Origin of the sequence: Rhodanobacter fulvus Jip2, from assembly GCF_000264315.1 — a bacterium.
GTDB lineage: Bacteria > Pseudomonadota > Gammaproteobacteria > Xanthomonadales > Rhodanobacteraceae > Rhodanobacter > Rhodanobacter fulvus.
Genome location: NZ_AJXU01000043.1, coordinates 55404 through 80118 on the forward strand (window position 1 = coordinate 55404; position 24715 = coordinate 80118).

The following is a 24715-nucleotide window of genomic DNA, read 5'->3' on the forward strand; positions in this document are numbered from 1 at the left end:
TTCTGCGTTTTCGGTCCGCCATGCCATCCGCTGCGCTAAGATCGTGGCATCAATGGACGAGGAATCGAGATGGCCCCTCCGGCGGATTTTCAGATGCCCGATTTTCTCAAGCCGGGGATCGACGCGGATTTCCTGCGCGATTTCCAGACATTGGCACAGCAGTCGTGGGATGCGTGGTTGCGCCAGCAGTCAGCGGCGACGGGCGCCGGCAGTCCATCGTTTGCTGCCGCCCCCAATGCCGCTGCCGGCAACGAGGTGCTCGATCGCACCCTGGCGGGATTGAAGAGCTATTTCGAATGGATGCAGGGCATGACCGCGGGCGCAGCCGGCGTCCCCGGTGCCGACTGGCAGCAACAGGTGCAGCAGCTTTTTGGCGGCGCACAGCAGCCGTTTGCGCAGGCTTTCCAGCATATCGATGGTGCCGGGATGGAAGGGTTTGCCGGCAAGTGGCATTCCTGGCTGCAGGGAATGCAGCCTGCCGACACCTTGGCGTCCGGCCCAACGCCCGCTTTCGGGCAGGATCGTGAGCAGCAGATGCAGCGCCAGGCGCTGGCGGCGGCGATGCTGGAGTCGATGCAGGCCAGTGCGCGCTACCAGTCGCTGATTCAGCGAGCCAATACGCAAGGCATGCAGAAACTGCAGGACAAGCTCGCGGAACACGCCGAACCCGGCCGCCAGATCGAGTCGCTCAAGGCCTTGTACGACCTGTGGGTGGATGCTGCCGAGGAAGCGTATGCCGAGATCGCGTTGACGGACGAGTTTCGCGAAGCCTACGGTGCGATGGCCAACAGTCAGATGCGGGTGCGCAGCTTGCAGCAACAGCAGACCGAGCAACTGTGCCAGCAATGGGGCCTGCCGACGCGCCGCGAGATGGACACGCTGGGCGAGCGCTTGCAGCAAGTGCGGCGCGAGGCACGGGCATCCCGTGCCGGCACGGCGGTCGACCACTCGAAGGAGATCGCCGATCTGCGCCGGGAGTTGGCCGAGTTGCGCCGTCAATTGGCTGGTGCGGAGGTGAAGCTGGTTCCCGCCCGGCGATCGGCTGCAAAGAAGGCTCCGGCGAAAGCCGCCGCGAAGACATCGCGTTTGGCCGTAAAGAAGGCTGCAACCGCAAAACCGGGTGCAACAAGGAAAACCGCCGCCAAAAAGCCCGCGCCCGCCGCGCCACGAAAGTCCGCAGGCAAACCCGCGGCTCGCAAGTCATCCACGACGCGTACCCCCGCGCCGCGCAAGCGCAAATAAGGAGCAGCCATGTACACGCCACTGCGCATCGATCCCACCCGCGCGCTTGCCGACATCAACACGTTCCAGCGCAAGCTGGCCGCGGGCATGGGTCATTTGCGCAACATGCGCGAACCCGATTACGCCAACACCCCGCGCGAACTGGTCTACAGCGAGGACAAGCTCAAGGTCTGGCACTTCACGGGCACCGCACCCACGTCGAAGACGCCGCTGCTGATCGTCTATGCGCTGGTCAATACGGTGTGGATGACCGACCTGCAGGCCGACCGTTCGATGGTGCGCAACCTGCTGGAGCAGGGCGAGGACGTCTACCTGATCGATTGGGGTTATCCCGACGGCGCCGATCGCTGGCTGACGCTGGACGACTACATCAACGGCTACCTCGACCGTTGTGTCGATGCGGTACGCCGACGGCACGATCTCGATGCGATCAACCTGCTTGGCATCTGCCAGGGCGGCGCGTTCTCGCTGTGCTATGCCGCGCTGCATCGGGACAAGGTGAAAAACCTGATCACCATGGTCACCCCGGTGGATTTCCAGACCCCGGACAACATGCTGTCGCACTGGTGCCGCAACCTCGATGTGGACCTGTTCGTCGACACCATGGGCAACATTCCCGCGGGGCTGATGAACTACGTGTACCTCACGCTGAAGCCGGTGCGCTTGAACCAGCAGAAATACATCGGCATGGTCGACATCCTGGACAACCCGGTGGAGCTGGAAAACTTCCTGCGCATGGAGCGCTGGATCTTCGATTCGCCGGACCAGGCCGGCGAGGCATTCCGGCAGTTCATCAAGGATTTCTACCAGGGCAACAAGCTCATCAAGGGTACGCTGGAGATCGGCGGACAGCGCGTGGATCTGGGCGAGGTGACCCAGCCGGTGTTGAACATCTTCGCCGAGCAGGATCATCTGGTGCCGCCGGATGCCTCGCGCGCACTGGGCGAGCATGTCGGCAGCAGCGACTACACCCAGCTGGCGTTCAAGGGCGGCCACATCGGCATCTACGTATCCGGTCGCGCGCAGCGCGAGGTGCCGCCGGCGATTCATCAATGGTTGCGTGCGCGGCAGTAGTCGCTGCGTTGGCGCGCTGCTTTTTACCTGTAACTCACCCCCGAGGCGCGGCGCTCCCCTAAAATAGCGGGATGACCCAGACCCCATCGGCAACCCACGACACCATCCGCGCCGTGCAGTGGCGCGGCGATCACCTGTGCCTGCTCGACCAGCGATTGCTGCCTGCGGAGGAACGCTGGATCGAATGCCGGGACACCGCGCAGGTCACCGCGGCAATCCGCGATCTGGCTGTGCGCGGGGCGCCGGCCATCGGTATTGCGGCGGCGTGGGGCGTGGCGATGGCCGCCCGGCAGCAGGCACCGCTGGACGATGCCTTGGCGATGTTGCGCGCGGCGCGGCCTACCGCGGTCAACCTGATGTGGGCGCTGGATCGCATGAAGAAGCGCATCGCCGCCGGTGCCGATGCGGAGGCACTGCTGCGCGAGGCGCAGGCGATCCAGGACGAGGACCTCGCCGCCAACCGCCGCATGGGCGAGCTGGGCGCCGGCCTGATCGCGCCGGGATCCGGCGTGTTGACCCATTGCAACACTGGGTCGTTGGCCACCGCCGGATTCGGCACGGCGCTGGGTGTGATCCGTGCCGGTGTTGCGGCGGATCGCATCGTGCGCGTGTACGCCGGCGAAACCCGGCCGTGGCTGCAAGGTGCGCGGCTCACGATGTGGGAACTGGTGCGCGATGGCATTCCCGCGCAACTCATCGCCGACTCCGCGGCGTCGCACCTGATGAAGTCCGGCGCGGTGCAATGGGTGATCGTCGGCGCCGACCGGATCGCCGCCAACGGCGACGTCGCCAACAAGATCGGCACTTACCAGCTGGCGATTGCCGCGAAATACCACGGCGTGAAGTTAATGGTGGTGGCGCCGTCCTCGACCATCGACATGGCTACCGCCACGGGTGAGGAAATCGAGATTGAACTGCGCGATGCCACCGAGTTGCTCGGCATCGCCGGTCGGCGCACGGTGGTCGAGGGTGCGCAGGCGTGGAATCCCGTATTCGACGTGACACCGGCCGAGTTGATCGACGCCATCGTCACCGAGCGGGGCGTGATCGAACGGCCAAGTGTGCTCGCGATGCAGGCGATGTTCGGCAGCTGAGGCTGCGCTGGCGAGTGTCGCACGCGGCCAGAAAACGCCCTCGCGCTTTATCGTTTCGCCGCCATTTTCGCAGCGCTGAACGTCGCCGTTCCGGCGCCTTTGCGCTTCCATTTCCGGCAGCCCGCGGAGCACTTTCCCGCGGCGGGGATGTGTCGCCGTAAGTTATTGATCGAAAAGCATTAAATACTGTCTTTTTGGGGCTGCGCATGGTACACTCCACGGGTTGATTTCGGGCCATCGGCGCATGCCGCTCCAGGCGCGTCGCCAGCGCCCCTTTTTCATACCCAGGGAAGCCGATTAATGGCAGAACTCGCCAAAGAAGTCATACGCGTCAATATCGAAGACGAGATGCGCCAGAGTTACCTCGATTACGCCATGAGCGTCATCGTGGGGCGCGCTCTACCGGATGTCCGTGATGGATTGAAGCCCGTGCATCGCCGTGTGCTGTTCGCGATGAACGAACTGGGCAATGTGTGGAACAAGCCATACAAGAAATCGGCCCGCGTGGTCGGTGACGTCATCGGTAAATACCATCCGCATGGCGATCAGTCGGTCTACGACGCGATCGTGCGCATGGCCCAGCCGTTCTCGCTGCGCTACATGCTGGTCGATGGCCAGGGCAACTTCGGCTCGGTCGATGGCGACAACGCCGCGGCCATGCGATACACCGAGGTGCGCATGTCGCGCCTCACGCATGAATTGCTGGCGGACATCGACAAGGACACCGTCGATTTCGGCTTCAACTACGACGAGAGCGAGCGCGAGCCGCTGGTGTTGCCCTCGCGCGTGCCGAACCTGCTGATCAACGGTTCGGCCGGTATCGCGGTGGGCATGGCCACCAACATTCCGCCGCACAACCTCAACGAGGTGATCGCGGCAACCATCGCGCTGATCGACGAGCCGTCGCTCGGCATCGACGATCTGATGCACTACATCCCGGGTCCGGATTTTCCGACCTGCGGCATCATCAACGGTTCGTCCGGCATCATCGAGGCGTACCGCACCGGTCGCGGCCGCATCCTGGTGCGCGCCAAGGCGGAGGTGGAAACCGATGCCCATGGTCGCGAGACGATCCTCATCCACGAGCTGCCGTACCAGGTGAACAAGGCGCGACTGATCGAGAAGATCGCCGAGCTGGTGAAGGAAAAGAAGCTCGAGGGCATCAGCGAGCTGCGCGACGAGTCGGACAAGGACGGCATGCGCGTGGTCATCGAGATCCGCAAGGACGCGATGGGTGACGTGGTACTCAACAACCTGTTCCAGCAGACGCAGTTGCAGGTCACCTTCGGCATCAACATGGTGGCCTTGCTGGATGGCCAGCCCAAGCTGCTGAACCTCAAGGACATCCTTGAAGCGTTCATCCGCCATCGCCGCGAAGTGGTTACTCGCCGCACGATCTTCGACCTGCGCAAGGCGCGTGCGCGTGCGCATATCCTCGAAGGCCTCACGGTGGCGCTGGCCAACATCGACGAGATGATCGAACTGATCAAGACCTCGTCGTCGCCGGCCGAAGCGCGCGAGCGCATGGTGGCGCGGCGCTGGGAGGCCGGGCTGGTACGCGCGCTGCTATCGGCCACCGGCTCCGAGGCGTCGCGGCCGGAGGAAATGGACCCACGCGATGGCCTGAAGGACGATGGCTACCAGTTGTCCGAGGCGCAGGCGCTGGAAATCCTGGCGATGCGGCTGCACCGCCTCACCGGCCTGGAGCAGGAAAAACTCTCCGACGAATACCGGCAGATCCTGGAAACCATCCGCGGCCTGATCGAGATCCTGGAAAACCCCGCACGCCTGCTGGAGGTGATCCGCGAGGAGCTGGAGGCCGTCAATGCCGAATTCGGCGACGCCCGCCGCACCGAGATCCAGCATTCGCAGGAAGACCTCAACGTGCTGGACCTGATCGCGCCGGAGGACATGGTGGTCACCTTGTCCCACACCGGTTACGTCAAGCGCCAGCCGGCCAGCACGTATCGCTCGCAGCGGCGCGGTGGCAAGGGGCGCTCGGCGTCAGCCTTGAAGGAAGAGGACGTCGTCGAGCAGTTGTGGGTGGTGAACACGCACGACACCCTGCTGACCTTCACCAGCACCGGTCGCGTCTACTGGCTCAATGTCTACCAGATCCCCGAGGCGAGCCCGGGCGCGCGCGGCAAGCCGATCGTGAACCTGCTGCCGCTGGGTGAGGGCGAACACGTGCAGGCAGTGCTGCCGATTCGCGATTACAGCGACGACCGCTACGTGTTCTTCGCCACCCGCCAGGGTACGGTCAAGAAAACGCCGCTGGGCGAATTCGCGTTCCAGTTGCAGAAGGGCAAATTGGCGATCCGCCTCAACGAGGACGATGCGCTGGTCAACGTGGAGCTTACCGACGGCAACAGCGACATCTTGCTGTTCGCCTCCAACGGCAAGGTCAACCGCTTCGACGAAAACACCGTGCGCTCGATGGGCCGTACCGCCGCTGGCGTGCGCGGCATGAAGCTGGCCAAGGATGCCCACGTGGTTTCGCTGATCGTGGCGGCCGAAGGCGACATCCTCACCGCCACCGAACGCGGCTACGGCAAGCGTACCCCGCTGGTGGAGTTCACCAAGAAGGGTCGCGGCACGCAGGGCGTCATCGGCATCCAGTGCTCCGAGCGCAACGGCGCGCTGGTTGCCGCCGCGCAGGTCACCGAAGAGCACGAACTCATGCTCATCTCCGACCAGGGCACGCTGGTACGCACCCGCGTGGCGGAGGTTTCGCAACTGGGTCGCAATACCCAGGGCGTCACCCTGATCCGCCTGCCCGCCGACGAGAAACTGGTCAGCGTGATGCGGCTCGATGCGGAGGAGGATGCCGTCGACGAGAACGCCGCCGTGGATGGCGACGCACCCGTGGACGGAGGCGGCAGTGACGCGACCGAGGGAAACCCGGAAGTGACTGATCCGACCGAGACTGATCCGACCGGGACGGACCCGACGGAAGAGTGATTCTGTCGCGTCTCTGAAGCAAAGGCCCCGGCAATGCCGGGGCCTTTTGCATGTGGCCTGGGAGCCTGTGCGACAGGAATCTTCCGGGCTGCAAAGCGTCTGCGTGGTCCGTATTCCCGCCGCTTCCTGACCCATGGAACCATCATGGGCCGGCGAACCGTCGAGATCTGTCCTCACGCAACCACTTTTGACCAGCTTCGCTGTTGTAAAGCTCTTCGCCTCGAAAGTTTCTGCCGCCCAGGCTCCTAGCTGGCCAGGCCCGACTCGTCGATCGCCGCCAGTATCGCCTCGGCCGTGGATACGCGAAGTTCGCCCGGCGCCTCGACATGCAGCAGACGCACCACGCCATCATCCGCGTACAGCGCGAAACGCCGCGCACGCACACCCATGCCGAAGGCCGAGCCATCGAATTCCAGCCCCAGCGAACGGGTGAAGCCGGCATTGCCGTCGGCCAGCATCAACAGGCCCGGTGGCGTCTGCAGTGATGTCGCCCATGCCCGCATCACGTGCGCATCGTTGACCGCCAGGCACATCAGGTCGATCCCGCGGGCCTTGAAATCCTCGGCGTGGTGGATGTAGCCCGGCACATGCAGCGTCGAGCAGGTGGGCGTGAAGGCGCCGGGGACGCCTACCAGCACGGTCTTGCGGCCGGCGAACAGTTCACCGGTGTGACGCGACTGGACGTCGCCGTCGACAACCCGTATCGCTACGTCGGGCAGCTTTTCACCAGGCTGGATGGGCATGCGAAGGGTCCGGTAATCAGAAAGCGTGATGCTACGGCATACGCCAGGTGAACGGGCAGGCAAGGGGTCGGATGCCACGTGCGCCATCGCCTTGAATCGCCCGCGGAAGTACCTATTTTCACTGCAGGCGGCGACGGGCCGCATCCATCTTGAGGAGACGTGCAATGAATCTGGGTCGTCATTCCATCTGGAACGCGAGCAATGCCCTGCCTGAGGAAATCCGCCAGGCGTTCGATCGCTTCCTGCAACCGGCGGACAGCGATGCATCCAACGTGGTCACCAGCCAGTGGGCGCCGCGCGTGGACATTCGTGAGGACGAGCAGCGCTTCGTGATTCTGGCGGATATCCCCGGTGTGGATCCCGCGCAGATCGAAGTGAGCATGGACAAGGGCATCCTTACCATCAAGGGCGAGCGCGAAGCCGATCTCGGCACCGAAGGCAGCGAGGCCACCAAGGGCAAGTTCACCCGGGTCGAGCGGGCGCGCGGAGCGTTCCACCGGCGCTTTGCGTTGCCGGACAGTGCCGACGCCGAGGGCATCACCGCCAACGGCAAGCTCGGTGTGCTGGAAATCGTGATCCCGAAAAAGGCACTGGCAACGCCGCGACGCATTACCATCAACACCGGCCATTGAGCCGGCCGGCCACGGGCCGGTGCCAGGAGCGTGGGTGGAAGAAACCAAGGGAGCGAGGCGAAGCGATTTTGAGCCGGATTTTTCGATTGTTTGAGGAAGATAGCCGTAGCTATCTGACGAGAAGGAGCGGAAAACCCGGCCAATAGCGCAAAGCCGCAGCCCCTTGCGTTTCTACCGCCTACGCTCCTAGGTTGCATGAACACCCGCGGCGGCACGGATTCGCCGCGGGTTTTGCGTTCGTTGGGGAGTGGTAGTGGAATTCAAAGATTATTACGACATTCTGGGCGTCAAGCCCGACGCGACCGAGGCCGAGATCAAGGCGGCGTATCGGAAGCTGGCGCGCAAATACCACCCGGACAAGAACAAGGACGCCGGCGCCGAGGAGAAGTTCAAGGCCGCCAACGAGGCACAGGAAGTGCTGATGGATGCGGAGAAGCGCCGCTCCTATGACCAGCTGCGCGCGGGTGGCTATCGCGGTGGTGAACAGTTCCGGCCACCGCCGGGCTGGCAGGGCCAAAGCCAGGGTTTCAACGACACCGGCGGCGATTTCAGCGATTTCTTCGAAAGCCTGTTCGGTCGCGGCGGTGCCGCCGGTGCGCGCGGGCAGGCACGTCCGCGGCGTGGTCGCGATGTGCAGGCGTCGGTGCAGATCGAATTGCAGACGGCGTTCGATGGCGGCCGCACGCGGCTGGCCATGCAGGACCCGGCCGGTGGCGAACGCGTGCTGGAGGTGAAGATTCCGGCGGGTATCCAGCCCGGTCAGGTCATCCGCCTGGCCGGGCAGGGCCAGGCTGGCGTGGCCGGTGGCCCCAAGGGCGACCTGCTGCTGGAGATCGGCATACGCGATGATCCGCGGTTCCGCCTGGATGGCCGCAACGTGGTGCACGTGTTGCCGATCAGTCCGTGGGAAGCCGCGCTGGGCGCCACGGTACCGGTGCCGACGCTGGCCGGTACGGTGGATCTGCGCATACCGCCGGGCAGCCAGTCGGGGCGCAAGCTGCGGCTGAAAGGGCGCGGCATGCCGGGCACGCCGGCGGGCGACCAACTGGTGGAGCTGTCGATCCGGGCGCCGACGGCGGAAACGGCGGGGCAAACGGAAGCGTATGAGGACTTGCGCAAGCAGTTCAAGGATTACGATCCGCGCAAGTAATGGCCGTGCCATCACCCCCCAAAAAAAACGACACCTGCGGGTGTCGTTTTTTTTGTCCTCACTGCGAGAGGTCAGTTCGGCAGCAATTCCTGCAGCGCCTTGGCCAGTTCGTCTTCCTTGATCGGCTTGGTGACATAGGCCTTGGCGCCCTGGCGCATGCCCCACACGCGATCGGTTTCCTGGTCCTTGGTGGTTACCAGCACGATCGGGATGTGCGAGGTGCCGGGGTTCTTGCTGATGGTGCGGGTGGCCTGGAAGCCGTTGAGGTTGGGCATGACCACGTCCATCAGGATCAGGTCGGGCAGCTGCTGCTTGGCCACTTCGACGCCGGCGGCTCCATCTTCGGCGGTCAGGGTTTCATGCCCGAGCTTTTCGACGATGCGTTTGATGCCCAGTAATTGCGACGGGGAATCGTCGACGATCAGGATGCGTGCCATAAGGTGATTGTCCCTGCGAGTTGCGTTAATTCTATGCTGCTGATGCTGCAGTTCCAAGCGCGGTGCGCTCAGCCACCGAGCGTGTGATTTACCACGGTGCGTCCGAAAGCATCGCCTGCGAGCATGCGTGAAAAGGTCGCTGGCAGTTGCGCCAGGGCGATTTCATCCGTGGCGATGCGAGCCAGCTGACGGGGTTTCCAGTCGCTGGCCAGGTGCTGCCAGATGGTGTCGCGGATGTCCCGTGCGGTGCCCGCCGAGGCCACGCCGAGCAGGCTGACGCCGCGGATGATGAATGGCATCACGGTGCTGTCGAACGCGATGCCGCCGGCGTTGCCGCACAGCGCCACGTTGCCGTAGGGGTGGATCAGAGGCAGCAGGCCGCTCAGCATGCTGCCGCCCACCGTATCCAGCGCGCCGCCGAAGCGCGCCGAGTCCATCGGCTTGCCGCTGAAATCCAGTTGGTGCCGATCGACGCAAGCGTGCGCGCCCAGTGCGCGCAGCGTGTCGAAATGCTCGGGCTTGCCGCTGATCGCGTGCACTTCGTAGCCGGCGCGGCTGAAGATGTCGATGGCCAGCTGGCCCACACCGCCGCTGGCGCCGCTGATCGCGATGGGCCCCTGGTCCGGTGTCTGCCGGTTGTCCTGCATTCGCAGCAGGGCCAGTGCCGCGGTGAAGCCGGCGGTGCCGATGACCATGCTTTCGCGCAGGCCGAGGCCGGTGGGCAGCGGGATCGTCCAGCGCGCATCGAGGCGTGCGTACTGGGCAAATCCGCCATCGCGCGTTTCGGACAAGCCGCTGCCGGTGCACAGCACGGCGTCGCCTTCCTTGAATGCGGGATCGCTCGATGCGACCACATGGCCGGCCACGTCGATGCCGCCGTTCAACGGGTAGCGGCGCAGGATGCGGCCCTTGCCGGTACCGGCCAGCGCGTCCTTGTAGTTGACCGACGAGTACGCCGCCTTGACCAGCACTTCGCCCGGCGACAACGCGTCGGTGTCCATCGTTTCGAGTCCGGCGCGATGGCCGGCATCGTCGTGGTGAATGCGGAAGGCTTGGAAGCGGGTCATGCGGATTTTCCGTCAGGCGTCGACGCTCTGGTTGTCGATCCACTTGGGCAGGTAGGTGCCTTCGTAGGTCTGCATCCAGTCGAACAGCGCCGCCATGTCATCGCCGAACCAGAGGCTGTCGCGCTGTTCGGGCCGCACGAAGCGTTCGCCGACCATGTGATCCATCATCGCGCGCAGGTCGCGGTAATAGCCGCGCACGTCCAGAAACGCGCAGGGGTAGCGGTGCAGCCCCAACTGCGCCCAGGTCAGCATCTCGAACATCTCGTCCATCGTGCCGAAGCCGCCGGGCAAGGCGACGAAGGCATCGGACAGTTCGTACATGCGGGTCTTGCGCTGATGCATGGTGTCCACCACCACCAGCTCGCTGAGCCCGGGGTGCGCCACTTCCAGATCCATCAACTGGCGCGGGATCACGCCAATCACCTTGCCGCCGCCGGCGAGCACGGCATCAGCCACGGTGCCCATCAACCCCACCTTGCCGCCACCGAAAACCAGCGCGATGCCGCGCTCGGCCATTTCGGTACCAAACGCGCGCGCCTGCTCGACGTATTCGGGATGTTTGCCGGAGCTGGAGCCGCAGTAGACGCAGAGGGCGGTGGGTTGGGGCATGTTTCTGGAACCTCAATCAGCTTGGGTCGGGCTGGCACCCGGAACGGTTTTTGAAAATGAGACGGCCCGCCCATGTCGCCACGAGCGGGCCGTGTCGACTTGCGCGAGCGCTCAGTTGCCCTTGTGGATGGCGCGCTTGTCGACCGACAAAGCGGCCTCGTGCACGGCTTCGGACAAGGTCGGGTGCGCATGGACGATGCGCGCCAGATCCTCGGACGAGCCTTTGAACTCCATCGCCACCACGCACTCGGCGATCAGCTCGGAGACGCCCGGGCCGACCATGTGCACGCCCAGGATGCGGTCGGTTTCGGCGTGGGCGATCATCTTCACCTGGCCGATGGCCTCGTTCATCGCGACGGCGCGGCCAATGGCGGCGAACGGGAAGCTGCCGACCTTGTATGGCACGCCGGCGTCCTTCAGTTCCTTCTCGGTCTTGCCGGCCCAGGCCACTTCCGGCTCGGTGTAGATCACGAACGGGATGGTGTCGTAGTTGACGTGACCGGCCTTGCCGGCGATCCACTCGGCCACCGCAACGCCTTCCTCGGAACCCTTGTGGGCGAGCATCGGGCCGCGCACGGCATCACCGATGGCCCACACGCCATCCACGCCGGTGTGGCAGTGCTCGTCGACCAGGATGCGGCCGCGCTCGTCCAGCTTCACGCCGGTGTCGTCGGCCAGCAGGTTCTGCGTGTAGGCACGGCGGCCCACGGCAACCAGCAGCTTGTCGACCACCAGCTTCTGCTCGCCATCCTTGTTGGTGTAGACCAGATGCACGCCGTCCTTCTTCACCTCGGCCTTGTTGAGTTTGGCGTCGAGCTTGATGTCCAGGCCCTGCTTGGCGAACTCCCTCGCGGCAACCTTGGCGATGTCGGCGTCGGCCACCGAAAGGAAATCGGGCAGCGCTTCGATGATGGTCACTTCCGAGCCCATGCGGCGCCACACGCTGCCGAGCTCCAGGCCGATCACGCCGGCGCCGATCACGCCCAGGCGCTTGGGTACTTCGGTGAAGTCCAGCGCGCCGGCGTTGTCGACGATCGCCTTGCCGTCGAATTTGGCGAACGGCAGTTCGATCGGGACGGAGCCGGAGGCCAGGATCACGTTGGTGGCGCTGATCGTCTCCTTCTTGCCGTCGGTGCCGGTGATCTCGACACTGTTGCCCTTCAGTAGCTTGCCGGTGCCGAAGAACGGCGTGACCTTGTTCGCCTTGAACAGCTGGCCGATGCCGCCGGTGAACTGCTTGACGATCTTGTCCTTGCGACCGATGAACGTGCCCATGTCGACCTTGGCGTCGCCCACGCTGATGCCGTGCACCGGCAGGTTGTGCGCGATGTTCCAGAACTGGCGCGAGGAATCGAGCAGCGCCTTGGACGGGATGCAACCCACGTTGAGGCAGGTGCCGCCCAGCGCGGGCTTGCCGTCCTTGCCGGTGAAGGCGTCGATGCAGGCGGTCTTCAACCCCAACTGCGCGGCGCGAATCGCAGCCACATAGCCGGCCGGGCCGGCGCCGATGACGATGACATCGTATTTTTCGCTCATTTCATTCACTCAGGGGAATAGGGAATAGGGAATCGGGAATCGTTGGAGCAGGGCGGGCTTCGCTTTGACGATTCCCGATTCTCCATTCCCGATTCCCGGCCTTTGATCGCATCGCGATCAAAGGCCCAGCAACATCCGCTGCGGATTCTCCAGCTGGTTCTTGATGTCGACCAGGAACAGCACCGCGTCCTTGCCGTCGATGATGCGGTGGTCGTAGCTGATGGCGATGTACATCATCGGCGCGGCGATGATCTGGCCGTTCTCGACGATGGCGCGATCCTTGATCGTGTGCATGCCCAGGATGGCGCTCTGCGGCGGATTCACGATCGGGGTGGACAGCAGCGAGCCGAAGGTGCCGCCGTTGGTGATGGTGAATGTGCCGCCCTGCAGGTCGTCCAGGCTGAGCTTGTTGTCGCGCGCCTTCTTGGCGTATTCGGCAATGCCTTTCTCGATGTCGGCAAAGCCCATGTCCTGCACGTCGCGCAGCACCGGCGTGACCAGGCCCTTGTCGGTGGACACCGCGATCGAGATGTCCTGGTAGCCGTGGTAGATCACGTCGTTGCCGTCGACCGAGGCGTTGACATACGGGTAGCGCTTCAGCGCTTCGGCGGCGGCCTTCACGAAGAAGCTCATGAAGCCCAGCTTGATGCCGTGCTCCTTCTGGAACGCCTCGCCCAGCGACTTGCGCATCTTCACCACTTCGCTGAGGTTCACCTCGTTGAACGAGGTGAGCATGGCGATGGAATTCTTCGACTGCATCAGGCGCTCGGCGATGCGCAGGCGCATGCGGGTCATCGGCACGCGCTCTTCCGGGCGCGAACCCGGGGTCGGCTTCGCTGCCGGTGCGGCAGGGGCCGCGGCAGGCTGCGAGCCGGCGTTGACGACGTCTTCCTTGATGATGCGGCCGTCGCGGCCGGTGCCGGCGATGGCGGAGGTGTCGACCTTGTTCTCGGTGGCGACGCGCTGAGCGGCGGGCGAAAGCTCGGCGGCGGCCTTCGACGCCGCGGGGGCCGGTGCTGCGGCGGCGGGCGCCGGAGCGGCGGCCGCCGGAGCAGCAGCCGGCGCCGGTGCGGCGGCAACAGCGCCTTCCTCGATGATCGCGATGATCTGCTCGCTGTTCACCGTGTCACCCACCTGGTGGCGGATTTCCTTCAGCACGCCATCGACCGGCGCGGGGACTTCCAGCACCACCTTGTCGGTTTCGAGGTCGACCAGGTTCTCGTCGCGTTTCACCGCGTCGCCGGCTTTCTTGTGCCAGGCGGCGATGGTGGCGTCGGAGACGGACTCGGGCAGAACGGGGACTTTGAGTTCGATGGACATGAGAAAAGGGCTCTTGAGTGAGTGCGCTCATCCGTGGGCGCAAAAATCAAAAGCGGCCATCCGTGGCCGCACTATCCAGGAAATCTATTCCGCGGAATGGTCGGTGCCGACCGGTTCGATCAGCGCCTGTTCGACCAACGCCGCCTGTTCGACCGCATGGGTGTTGAGGTGGCCGGCCGCCGGTGCCGGCAGGCGCGCGCGGCCGGCGTAGGACAGGCTGTGGTTGGTACCGCTGCAGGCTTGCAGGTGGTGGCGAATCTGGAACCAGGCGCCCTGGTTCATCGGTTCTTCCTGGCACCACACCACTTCCTTGGCGGCCGGGTATTTCTCCAGCTCGGCGCTGACTTCGGCGCGCGGGAACGGATACAACTGCTCGACACGCACGATGGCGACGTCGGCCAGCTTTTTCTCCTCCGCCGCTTCCAGCAGGTCGTAATAAACCTTGCCCGAGCAGAACACCACGCGCTTGACCTTCTTGGCGGCCAGCTTGCGGTGTTCGCCGATCACCAGCTGGAAGCTGCCATTGGCCAGCTCGTCCAGCGACGACACCGCCAGCTTGTGCCGCAGCAGCGACTTGGGCGTCATCACGATCAGCGGCTTGCGCACCGGCCGCAGCATCTGGCGGCGGATCATGTGGAAATCCTGCGCCGGCGTGGTGGGCACGCACACCTGCATGTTTTCCATGGCGCACATCTGCAGGAAGCGCTCCAGGCGGGCGGAGGAGTGCTCCGGGCCCTGGCCTTCGTAGCCGTGCGGCAACAGCAGCACCAGGCCGCAGAGGCGGTTCCACTTCGCTTCGCCGGAGCTGATGAACTGGTCGATCACCACCTGCGCGCCGTTGGCGAAATCGCCGAACTGCGCCTCCCAGATGCTGAGTGTGTCCGGGTCGGTGGTGGAGTGACCGTATTCGAACGCCATCACCGCTTCCTCGCTGAGCAGCGAGTCGATGATTTCCACGTCGGCGCCGGCGCGCACATTGGCCAGCGGCATGTACGTGCGGCCGTCGTTCTGGTCGTGCAGCACGGCGTGGCGATGGAAGAAGGTGCCGCGGCCGGAGTCCTGGCCCACCAGGCGCATCTCGCTGCCCGCGTCGATCAGGGTTGCGTAGGCCAGGTTCTCGGCGAAGCCCCAGTCGGCGGGAACTTCGCCGGCGGCCATCTTGCGCCGATCGTCGTAGATCTTCGCCACACGGCCCTGCAAGGTGAAGTCCTTGGGCACGGTCAGGATTTTCGCCAGCAGTTCCTGCAGTTTCTTTTTCGACACCGTGGTGTCGGCGGCGGTGGTCAACTTGCCGCCGATGAAGCGCGACCAGTCCACGATATTGCTGTGCGCGGCATCGGGATCGAGATTGGCGACGGTGTCGCCGGCCTCCAGCTGGCCGCGGTAGGCGTCGAACATCTTCTGTCCGTCGCCCTCGGCGATCACGCCTTCCTTCACCAGTTGCTGCGCGTACAGCTCGCGGGTGGGCTTGCGCTTGCGGATGATCTGGTACATCACCGGCTGCGTGGCCGCCGGCTCGTCCGCCTCGTTGTGGCCGTGGCGGCGGTAGCAGACCAGGTCGATCACCACGTCCTTGCGGAAGGCCTTGCGGAATTCGTAGGCCAGGCGGGTGACTTCGATCACCGCCTCGGGGTCGTCGCCGTTCACATGAAACACCGGCGCGTTGACCATCTTGGCCAGGTCGGTGCAGTACATGGTGGAGCGTGCGTCCTGCGGATTGGAGGTGGTGAAGCCGACCTGGTTGTTGATCACCACGTGCAGGCTGCCGCCGATCTTGAAACCGCGGGCCTGCGACATGTTGAACAACTCCATGTTCACGCCCTGGCCGGCAAACGCGGCGTCGCCGTGGATCAGCACCGCCATCGACAGCTGGTGCATCGTGTCGCGGCGGCGGATCTGGCGCGCGTGCACCGAGCCGGCGACCACCGGGTTGACGATCTCCAGATGCGAGGGGTTGAACGCCAGCGCCACGTGCAAGCCACCCTTGGGCGTCTTGACGTCGGCGGAGAAGCCCATGTGGTACTTCACGTCGCCGGAGTAGGAGGGGTCGTCGGCATGTTCGAACTTGCCCTCGAACTCGTTGAACAACATCTTCGGCGGCTTGCCCAGGATGTTGACCAGCACGTTGAGGCGACCACGATGGGCCATGCCCACCACCATCTCCTTGATGCCGTTGTCGCCGGACGCCCGTACCACGTCGTTCAGCAGCGGGATCAGACTGTCGCCGCCTTCCAGCGAAAAGCGCTTCTGGCCCACGTATTTGGTGTGGAGGTAGCGCTCCAGTCCGTCGGCGGCAGTAAGTTCGGCCAGTATGCGGCGCTTGCCGTCGGCATCCAGACCCGCGCTGCCGTTGGCCTTCTCGAGCCGGGTGTAAACCCAGTTGCGCTGCTCGTGGTTGCTGATGTGCATGAACTCGGCGCCCACCGTGCCGGCGTAGACCTTCTTCAGGCGCGCCAGCAGTTCGCCCAGCTTCAGCCGCTGGCCGCCGCCGGCATAGGTGCCGCAATCGAATTCGGTGTCGAGATCGGATTCGGCCAGGCCGTGAAAGGCCAGGCCCAGATCCGGGGCCGGCATCCGCTCGGTAAGACCCAGCGGGTCGAGGTCGGCCGCCAGATGGCCTCGTGAACGGTAGGCGGTAAGCAGGCGCAGTACGCCGGCCTGCTTGCTGGGGTGGCCATCGGACTGGGGCGCGGAGGCGGCGTTTCCACCGAAGTGACGCTGCTTCTGCGCGGCCTCGATGCGGGCAATGGCGGAGCGTGGGGAAACATCGCCCGCCTCGCGTCCCTTGAACGTGTCGAAATAGCCGGCCCACTGCTCGGGTACCGAGGACGCATCGGCGAGCCAGGCGTCGTACAGCGCCTCGACGTAGTCGGCGTTGCCGCCGGCGAGTTGCGATGATTCCAGAAATTCGCGGATCAGGTTCTTGCTCACGTCACCACCGGTTGGGGGAAGAGATGCTTGCAGCCACCGTTCTGGTCGATGGGGATGATGGCTGGCGGCAATTCCTATAATTATAGCCCTCCGTCACGCCGGCAGGACAACCGCAAAAGTCTCACCACGCGGTCATCCGGCGGGCACCTGCGCCGGGTCATCGGCCCTCGTGGCAATACCCGCGCAGTTTGCGCCGGGGTGCGTGTAGGAAACGACATGCCGCCGCCACATTCCCTTGGCCAGTGGGCGTTCATATGTCGAGTATCTGCAGCATGCTGGCGGGCGCGGAACGATCCCACGCATGGTCGAAATGCTGGCGCAAGGGTGCCTGCGCCACACGGTCATGCCGTGCGCCACGACCGGGCGGGCGCGTGGCATCGGGCAGCAGCAGGTAGCCGCCGACGTCGTTGAGCAGGTAGGACGAACCGTAGGTCAGGTCGGCATCCTCCAGCGGGGTGCGGATGTGCATTGCGCTGGGCAGGCGCTGGGCCAGTGCAATCAGGCGGTGATCGTCGCGCAAGGCCGCGGCCGGGTCATGCAGCACGATGCGGATGTGGGTATTGCGGCCAGAGGTGGCCAGCCGGCGCCATTGCTCCAGCTCGTCGTCGCTGGCGTAGATGTCCACGGGCAGCAGGGGCGCGTACAGCTCCACGCGGTGGCGCGCATCCCGCAGCAGTTGCAGGCGCGCCAGCGCCAGCTCGACGCGGGTGGTCGCCGGCAGTGCTTCGGTTACCTTGTGCGGCCTGTGGGGGCGTTTCGGGGTGGACAGCGAAAGCCGCATGGCGCGGTGCGCGATACCGGCGTCGTCGAATACCTCGCCATGCGCGCTGAACCCCTGTCGCTCGTAAAACCCGATGGCGGGCAGCTGCGCGCCCAGGCTCACTTCGGGCCAGCCCAGCGCACGTGCCTTTTCGACCAGCTCGCGCAGCATCGCGGCGCCCACGCCCTGGCCGCGCCAGGCTTGGCGCACGGCCATGCGGCCGATCTTGTGTTGCGGGGTGAGCCGGCCGCACCCGATCGGCTGGCCGTTGTCATCGCGGGCCAGCACGTGGTGGCAGTGGGCATCCAGGTCGTCGCGTTCCAGCTCCTCGGGCACGCCCTGTTCCTGCACGAATACTTCGTGGCGCAGGGCGAGCAGATCGGCGCGCTGCGCTTCGTGGGCCCAGTCGGCGGCTTCGACGTGGAAATGCTGGAGTTTCATTGACGGCGTGATTTGCGCGGCAGCAGATGGCCTTCGTTCACCAGCGTGCGCAGCAGGTCGAGTTCCAGCTCATCGAGCGGGCCGGAAGGCCGCCACGCGCGCTGTTCGCACAAGGCTTGCGCCAACGCCGGCGAGGCGGCATGGGCCTGGCCGCTGACATACAGCGTGCAACTGCCCTTGCCCTGGCTCCAGGCCAGCCGCGACCAGGGGTGGCGCAACAGGCTGGCGCCCGCGGCGAGCTGCTTCTTCAGTGCGGCGTCGGTCAACGGCCGCTCCAGCGGCGCCACCACCTGCGCGTTGCGGTAGCGCGTGATGAAGCGCCCGAACCAGTCGCGCAGCAGGGTTTCATCCAGCGCGGCGGCGAAGGGCAGGGCGTCGGAGATGCGCGCCAGGGCAGCGCGATCGATCTCGCCGGTGGCGCGCGCCGGCTTCAGGTCGGGGTCGGCGTAGCGCAGCTCGTCCGGCAGCAGGTCGGCGATGTAGTCGGCCAGATCGCCGGTCATCTCCGCTTGCGAGGGCGCGCGCATGCCCACCGAGAACGTCATGCACGGCCCGCCGAACGCGATGCCGTCGTGCGGCACGCCCGGCGGCAGGTACAGCATGTCGCCCGGTTGCAGTAGCCACTCGTGCGTGGGCTCGAAGGTCGCCAGCTGTTTCAATTCCACGTCCGGGCGGAACGCCTTCGGCGCCAGCGGATCGTCGCTGATCGCCCAGTGGCGCTGGCCCAGTCCCTGCAACAGGAATACGTCGTACTGATCCACGTGGGCGCCGACGCCGCCCTCCGGTTCGGCGTACGAGACCATGACGTCGTCCACGCGCCAGCTGGGCAGGAAGCTGAAAGGTTCCAGCAGGCGCGCCACGTCCGCGTCCCATTTGTCCACGTCCTGCACCAGCAAGGTCCAGTGGCTGTCCGGGGTGCGGGCGAAATCGGCTTCGCTCAGCGGGCCCGAGTTGACGTGCCAGCGGTCGCGCCTGGGGTCATGCACGATCAGCCGCGCCAGCGCGGCCGGCTCGCAGGCCAGACCGGCCAGGTCGTCCGGCTGCAGCGGCGGCTCGAAATCCGGAAAGGCGCCGCGGATCAGCAGGGGCCGTTTCTGCCAGTAGTCGCGCAGGAACCGGGCCGGGCTCATGCCCAGCGGCTGGCTTGCGCTGCCGCGGACTTCGATGGGGAACGTTGGGGTCGGGGTCATCCGGCCATTGTAATGGCAGTGGTGCTCAGACAATCAGCCGGAACGCATTGTGCAGGCCCAGCGCCAGCACGGCGAAACCGGCGAGATAGGTAGCCAGCCGGCCGGGGATCCGGCGGATGAACAGGGCGCCGAACGGTGCCGCCAGCACGCCGCCGATGATCAGCCCGAAAACGGCGGTGAGATGGGTGGTGCCGATGCTGAGCAGGAAGCTGATGCTGGCTGCCACGCTGACCACGCATTTGGCCAGGTGCACGCTGCCGATCACGGCGCGCGGCGGCAATCCGCGCGCCAGCAGGACGGTGACGGTCAGCGCGCTCCAGCCGCCGCCACCGATGGCATCCACGAAGCCGGCGACCGAACCGAGGACCGACGTGCCACGCGGCACATCCGTGCGGTCACCGGGCGGGCGGGTGCCGCGGAACAGCAGGAACAACCCCATGCCCAGCAGATACGGCGTCAGCGCCACCCGCATCCAGTGCGCCGGCACGTTGATCGCCACGTAGGCGCCCAGCAGGGCGCCGATCACGCCGGGGATCACCAGCGCCAGGAACAGCCGCCGGCGCACATTGCCGGCCAGCAGGTGGCTGAGCCCGGAGGCGCCGCAGGTGAACGTTTCCGCGTAATGCACGCTGGCGCTGGCCGACACCGGCGGTACGCCCAGGCCCATCAACAGCCCGGCGGAAGTCACGCCATAGGCCATGCCCAGCGCTCCATCGACCAGTTGGGCGAAAGCACCGACGGCGATGAAAACGAACAGCTCGGCGAAATTGGGCATGGATATCTGGTGATGGAGGCCGGCGAGAGTATCAGACCGTCATCGCCTGCGCTGAAATGAAGAGCGGGCATAAGCACATGCCGACATATGCTTTTACCTGATACCGGCACGTACCTAGGATTGGACGCCAAGAAGTAAAGACGTCCAAAAGGAAGCGCCGTGAACGTTGCGTTGAAACCCATTCTTCCCACCCCTGCACTTGGGGAGGAACGGCTCGCGCTGCTGGCGCGTTTGACTGAAGGCCTCTCGCCGGCGGATCTCTATTGGGTGTCCGCGTACGCCGCGGCGCTGGCCTCGCTGGCTACCCGCATCCCCGGTCACGCCGGCCTGGCGGTGGTGGCCGACGCCCCGGCACCGACCGAGCGCCCGGCCGAGCGGCTGACTGTCGTCTACGGCAGCCAGACCGGCAACTCCAAGCGCGTGGCGGAAAAGCTCGCCGGCAAGGCCGAAGCCGCCGGCCTGAGCGTCAGGCTGCTGCGCGCCGGTGCCTATCCGCTGCGTGAACTGGCGCAGGAGCGCCACCTGGTGGTGGTGATCAGCAGCCAGGGCGAGGGCGATCCGCCGGACGATGCGATCGGTTTCATGGAGTTCATTGCCGGCAAGCGTGCGCCGAAACTGCCGCAGCTGAAGTTCGCGGTGATGGGCCTGGGCGATTCCAGTTATGCGAAGTATTGCGCGGTAAGCCGCGACCTCGATGCCCGGTTGGCCGAGCTGGGCGCCACCCGGTTCGCGGCGCTCGGCGAGGCCGACGTGGATTTCGAGACGGCGGCGGCGACCTGGTCGCAGGGCGCGCTGGAAACAGTGAAGAAGGCGCTGAGCACCCCCACGGCAGCGGCGCGCCCGGTCAGCCCGCTGCATGCCGTCAATGCGGCACCGCTGCATTCGCGCGACAAGCCGTTTGCCGCCGAAGTGCTGGAGAACCAGCGCATCGTGTCGCGCGACAGCAATCGCGACGTGCGCCATCTGGAGCTGTCGCTGGAAGGTTCCGGCCTGCATTACGAGGCCGGTGATGCCATCGGTGTGTGGCCGACCAATCCACCGGTGCTGGTCGACCAGTGGTTGTCGGCGCTCAAGCTCGACGGCAGCCGCGAGGTCGCCCACGAGGGCAAGCGCCTGCCGCTGGCGCGCTGGTTGAGCCAGGAACGTGATATCACCCGCTTGACCCGTCCCCTGCTGGCCGCGCACGCCACCCTCAGTGGCAACCGTGATCTGCAACGCCTGCTCGAGCCCGAACACAAGGCGGACTTTGCCGCGCTGCTGGAGAGCCATCAGCCGATCGACCTGCTGCGCGAGTTCCCCGCCGCGTGGGATGCCGAGCAACTGGTCGCCGCGTTGCGTCCGATGACGCCGCGGCTGTACTCGATCGCCTCCAGCCCCAAGCTGGTCGGTCACGACGAGGTGCATCTCACGGTGGCCGTGGTCGAATACGAAAGGCACGGCAGCAAGCATTTCGGAGCCGCCTCCACTTATCTCGCCACCACCGATGACGACACCCGCGTACCGGTGTTCATCGAAGAGAACGAGCGCTTCCGCCTGCCCGCCGATGGCAGCCGTGACGTGATCATGATCGGCCCGGGCACCGGCATCGCGCCATTCCGTGCGTTCGTGCAGGAGCGTCAGGCGACGGGTGCCAGCGGCCGCAACTGGCTGTTCTTCGGCAATCGCCATTTCTCGCAGGATTTCCTCTACCAGGTGGAATGGCAGGAAGCCTTGCGCAGCGGCGCGCTGCATCGGCTGGACCTGGCGTTCTCCCGCGATCAGGCCGAAAAGTTGTACGTGCAACAGCGGCTGCGCGAGAAGGGCCGCGAGTTGTACGCGTGGCTGAGCGAGGGCGCCCACCTGTATGTCTGCGGCGACTCCGCGCACATGGCCAAGGATGTGCACGAAGCGTTGCTCGACGTGGCATCCGTCCACGGCGGCCTCAGCGCGGATGACGCCAAGGCCTGGCTGGCCGACTTGCTGCAACAGGGCCGCTACGCCCGCGACGTATATTGATCAGAGCTCCCCATGCCTTCCCATCTCGAACACATCAAATCCGAAAGCCGTCTTCTTCGCGGCACCATCGCCGAAGGACTAGCCGACACCGTCACCGGTGCCATCGCCGAGTCGGATACCAAGCTGCTGAAGTTCCACGGCAGCTACATGCAGGACGACCGCGACATCCGCGACGAGCGCCGCCGCCAAAAGCTGGAGCCGGCCTATGCGTTCATGCTGCGCGCGCGTTTGCCCGGTGGCGTGATGACGCCCGCGCAGTGGCTGGCGTTCGATGCGCTGGCCAGCAACTACGCCAGCAGCGGCCTGCGCATCACCACGCGGCAGACCTTCCAGTGGCACGGCATCCTCAAGAAGAACCTGAAAGCCAGCATCGCGGCCATCAACGCCGCGGCGGCCAGCACCATCGCCGCCTGCGGCGACGTCAACCGCAACGTGATCTGCAACACCAACCCGATCGAGTCCGAAGCCCACGAGGCGGCCTACGCCTGGGCCGCGCGGCTATCGGAGCACTTGAAGCCGAAAACCCGCGCGTACCACGAGTTCTGGCTGGACGGCGAAAAGCTGGTGGGCGAGGAAGCCGCCAACGAGCAGGAGCCGCTGTACGGCCCCACCTACCTGCCGCGCAAGTTCAAGATCGGCATCGCGATCCCGCCGCTCAACGATATCGACGTCTATTCGCAGGATCTGGCCCTTATCGCGATCATCGAGAATGGCGAGCTGGTCGGCTTCAACGCCGGCATCGGCGGCGGCATGGGCGCCACCCATGGCGACCCGGCCACCTATCCGCGGCTGGCCGACATCATCGGTTTCGTGCGGCCGGAGAACCTGATTGCGCTGGCCGAAACCGTCATCGGCGTGCAGCGCGACTGGGGCGACCGCGAGGAGCGCAAGCACGCGCGCCTGAAGTACACCGTGGACACCTACGGCGTCGAGGCCACCAAGGCCGAGATCGAAAAGCGCCTGGGCTTCGCGCTGGAGCCGGCGCGCGACTTCCATTTCGACCACAACGGTGACCGCTACGGCTGGGTCAAGGGCCATGCCGGTCGCTGGCACCTCACGCTGCAGGTGGAATCGGGCCGTCTGCTCGATACCGAGGCGCATACCTGGCTCAGCGGCATGCGCGAGTTGGCGCATATCCACACGGGCGACATCCGCCTGACCTGCAACCAGAACCTCATCATCGCCAACGTGGCCGCCGAGGATCGCGACACCATCGACGAGCTGGTGGCCCGCCATCGCATGGATGGCTACAAGCGGTACAGCGGCATCCGCCAGCATTCGATCGCCTGCGTGGCCTTGCCCACCTGTGGTCTGGCGATGGCGGAAAGCGAGCGTTACCTGCCCAGCCTGCTGCTGAAGCTGGAAACCCTGCTGGACCGCCACGGACTGATCGATGCGCCGATCCTGCTGCGCCTGTCCGGCTGCCCCAACGGCTGCTCGCGTCCCTACCTGGCGGAAATCGCCCTGGTCGGCCGCGCGCCGGGCCGCTACGACCTGCGTCTGGGCGCGGATTTCCAGGGCCAACGGCTCAACCAGGCGTATCGCGAGAACGTCGACGAGGCGGTCATCCTGGAAGTGCTGGATGGCTTGTTCGGCCGTTACGCGGGCGAGCGCAACGCGGGCGAGTATTTCGGCGATTTCCTGTTGCGTGTGGGTGTGCTGAGCGAACCGCGGAAGATTCCGCTGAAGGTGAACGCATGAACGCGATCCAGCTCCCTTTCAATGACCACAGCCCGCGCGCACTGGCGGATATCAACGCATGGATGGCGAGCCTGACTGCCGAGCAGCGGGTGGAGTGGGCGCTGAAGCACACCGCCGGCAACCACGCGCTGTCGTCGAGCTTTGGCGCGCAGGCCGCCGTCTCGCTGCATCTGGTGAGCCAGCAGAAGCCGGACATCCCGGTGATCCTGATCGACACCGGCTACCTGTTCCCCGAGACCTATCAGTTCGTCGATACGTTGACGGAACAGCTTTCGCTGAACCTGAAGGTCTATCGCCCCGCAATCGGTCGTGCCTGGGCGGAAGCCCGCTATGGCCGGCTGTGGGAGCAGGGCCTGGAAGGCCTGGAGCAGTACAACCGCATCCGCAAGGTCGAGCCCATGCAGCGCGCACTGGCCGAGCTGGAGATCAACGGCTGGTTCGCCGGCCTGCGTCGCAGCCAGTCCAGGAGCCGCCACGAAATCCCGTTCGTCGAATGGCAGCGCGGCCACTGGAAGTTCCACCCCATCGCCGACTGGACCGACCGCGACGTGGGCATGTACCTGCAACGCCACGGGCTGCCATACCACCCGCTGTGGGAGCAGGGCTACGTCTCCATCGGCGACACCCACACCACCCGCCGCTGGGAGCCAGGCATGGACGTCGAAGACACCCGCTTCTTCGGCCTCAAGCGGGAATGCGGCCTGCACGAACTGGTGTAACGAGGCCTTTCCTTCTCCCGCAATGCGGAGGAAGCAAAGGCCCTAGCCCCACGCCTTGAGCCGAAACCCCACGCCTTCCTTCTCCCGCTAGCGGGAGAAGGTGCCGAAGGCGGAAGAGGGCGCTCTTGCTTGGCTGGCGCCGAACGAAAAGCACCCCCTTCAGCCCTCCGGGCAGCTTCCCCCGCGATGCGGGGGAAGCAAAGGCCGCGGCCCATGTCTTGAGCCGAAACCCCACGCTTTCCTTCCCCCGCTTGCGGGGGAAGGTGCCGAAGGCGGATGGGGGCGCTCTTGGCTTGGCTGGCACCGAACGAAAAGCACCCCCTTCAGCCCTCCGGGCA

At 65.5% G+C, this 24715-nt stretch carries 19 protein-coding genes; 9 read left to right on the forward strand and 10 right to left on the reverse strand.

What is annotated here, in order from left to right; genetic code table 11:
* The first annotated feature begins 93 nt into the window (after positions 1-93).
* The 4 genes from UU9_RS10955 (at position 94) to gyrA (ending at position 6371) form a co-directional block, all read left to right on the forward strand.
* Positions 94-1242, forward strand: a complete 1149-nt coding sequence (locus UU9_RS10955) for a poly(R)-hydroxyalkanoic acid synthase subunit PhaE (RefSeq protein WP_040670830.1) — start codon at positions 94-96, stop codon at positions 1240-1242.
* Between the two features lie 9 nt (positions 1243-1251).
* Positions 1252-2316, forward strand: coding sequence for a class III poly(R)-hydroxyalkanoic acid synthase subunit PhaC (locus UU9_RS10960; RefSeq protein WP_007081820.1), 1065 nt, complete (start codon positions 1252-1254; stop codon positions 2314-2316).
* Positions 2317-2387: 71 nt separating this feature from the next.
* Positions 2388-3410, forward strand: coding sequence for an S-methyl-5-thioribose-1-phosphate isomerase (mtnA, locus tag UU9_RS10965; protein WP_007081821.1), 1023 nt, complete (start codon positions 2388-2390; stop codon positions 3408-3410).
* 300 nt (positions 3411-3710) lie between these two features.
* Positions 3711-6371, forward strand: a complete 2661-nt coding sequence (gene gyrA, locus UU9_RS10970) for a DNA gyrase subunit A (protein WP_007081822.1) — start codon at positions 3711-3713, stop codon at positions 6369-6371.
* 245 nt (positions 6372-6616) lie between these two features.
* On the opposite strand, the gene UU9_RS10975 is transcribed toward gyrA, so the two are convergent.
* Positions 6617-7114, reverse strand: coding sequence for a peroxiredoxin (locus UU9_RS10975; RefSeq protein WP_007081823.1), 498 nt, complete (start codon positions 7112-7114; stop codon positions 6617-6619).
* Between the two features lie 164 nt (positions 7115-7278).
* Between UU9_RS10975 and UU9_RS10980 the strand changes: the two genes are divergently transcribed.
* Positions 7279-7746 carry an Hsp20/alpha crystallin family protein gene (locus tag UU9_RS10980; RefSeq protein ID WP_007081824.1) on the forward strand — a complete coding sequence of 156 codons (468 nt, stop codon included), beginning with the start codon at positions 7279-7281 and terminating at the stop codon, positions 7744-7746.
* Between the two features lie 253 nt (positions 7747-7999).
* Positions 8000-8896, forward strand: coding sequence for a DnaJ C-terminal domain-containing protein (locus tag UU9_RS10985; RefSeq protein ID WP_007081825.1), 897 nt, complete (start codon positions 8000-8002; stop codon positions 8894-8896).
* 71 nt (positions 8897-8967) lie between these two features.
* On the opposite strand, the gene pilH is transcribed toward UU9_RS10985, so the two are convergent.
* The 9 genes from pilH to UU9_RS11030 form a co-directional block, all read right to left on the reverse strand.
* On the reverse strand, positions 8968-9333 hold the full coding sequence (pilH, locus tag UU9_RS10990; RefSeq protein WP_007081826.1) for a twitching motility response regulator PilH: 366 nt from the start codon (positions 9331-9333) through the stop codon (positions 8968-8970).
* A 68-nt stretch (positions 9334-9401) separates the two neighbouring features.
* Positions 9402-10400, reverse strand: coding sequence for a YhdH/YhfP family quinone oxidoreductase (locus UU9_RS10995; RefSeq protein WP_007081827.1), 999 nt, complete (start codon positions 10398-10400; stop codon positions 9402-9404).
* A gap of 12 nt (positions 10401-10412) precedes the next feature.
* Positions 10413-11009 carry an LOG family protein gene (locus UU9_RS11000; protein ID WP_007081828.1) on the reverse strand — a complete coding sequence of 199 codons (597 nt, stop codon included), beginning with the start codon at positions 11007-11009 and terminating at the stop codon, positions 10413-10415.
* Between the two features lie 111 nt (positions 11010-11120).
* Positions 11121-12545, reverse strand: coding sequence for a dihydrolipoyl dehydrogenase (lpdA, locus tag UU9_RS11005; protein ID WP_007081829.1), 1425 nt, complete (start codon positions 12543-12545; stop codon positions 11121-11123).
* A 117-nt stretch (positions 12546-12662) separates the two neighbouring features.
* A complete protein-coding gene (odhB, locus tag UU9_RS11010) occupies positions 12663-13865 on the reverse strand; it encodes a 2-oxoglutarate dehydrogenase complex dihydrolipoyllysine-residue succinyltransferase (RefSeq protein WP_007081830.1) in 1203 nt (400 codons plus the stop codon).
* Between the two features lie 84 nt (positions 13866-13949).
* Positions 13950-16796: a 2-oxoglutarate dehydrogenase E1 component gene (locus UU9_RS11015; protein ID WP_007081831.1), complete on the reverse strand. Its 2847-nt coding sequence runs from the start codon at positions 16794-16796 to the stop codon at positions 13950-13952.
* A 250-nt stretch (positions 16797-17046) separates the two neighbouring features.
* Complete coding sequence (locus tag UU9_RS11020) at positions 17047-17997, reverse strand: GNAT family N-acetyltransferase (protein ID WP_007081832.1); 951 nt, start codon at positions 17995-17997, stop codon at positions 17047-17049.
* Positions 17994-19187 carry a cupin domain-containing protein gene (locus UU9_RS11025; RefSeq protein WP_007081833.1) on the reverse strand — a complete coding sequence of 398 codons (1194 nt, stop codon included), beginning with the start codon at positions 19185-19187 and terminating at the stop codon, positions 17994-17996. Before UU9_RS11025 ends, UU9_RS11020 begins: the two co-directional genes overlap by 4 nt.
* 25 nt (positions 19188-19212) lie before the next feature.
* The gene (locus tag UU9_RS11030) at positions 19213-19962 is read right to left on the reverse strand and encodes a sulfite exporter TauE/SafE family protein (RefSeq protein WP_007081834.1); all 750 of its coding nucleotides are present in this window, start codon (positions 19960-19962) and stop codon (positions 19213-19215) included.
* Between the two features lie 159 nt (positions 19963-20121).
* Between UU9_RS11030 and UU9_RS11035 the strand changes: the two genes are divergently transcribed.
* Genes UU9_RS11035 through UU9_RS11045 form a run of 3 tightly spaced genes read left to right on the forward strand, consistent with a single transcriptional unit; the run spans position 20122 to position 24377 of the window.
* Positions 20122-21957: an assimilatory sulfite reductase (NADPH) flavoprotein subunit gene (locus tag UU9_RS11035; RefSeq protein ID WP_050982438.1), complete on the forward strand. Its 1836-nt coding sequence runs from the start codon at positions 20122-20124 to the stop codon at positions 21955-21957.
* A 12-nt stretch (positions 21958-21969) separates the two neighbouring features.
* Complete coding sequence (gene cysI, locus UU9_RS11040) at positions 21970-23658, forward strand: assimilatory sulfite reductase (NADPH) hemoprotein subunit (protein ID WP_007081836.1); 1689 nt, start codon at positions 21970-21972, stop codon at positions 23656-23658.
* Positions 23655-24377: a phosphoadenylyl-sulfate reductase gene (locus tag UU9_RS11045; protein ID WP_007081837.1), complete on the forward strand. Its 723-nt coding sequence runs from the start codon at positions 23655-23657 to the stop codon at positions 24375-24377. The genes cysI and UU9_RS11045 overlap by 4 nt, the downstream gene beginning before the upstream one ends.
* Positions 24378-24715: the final 338 nt, after the last annotated feature.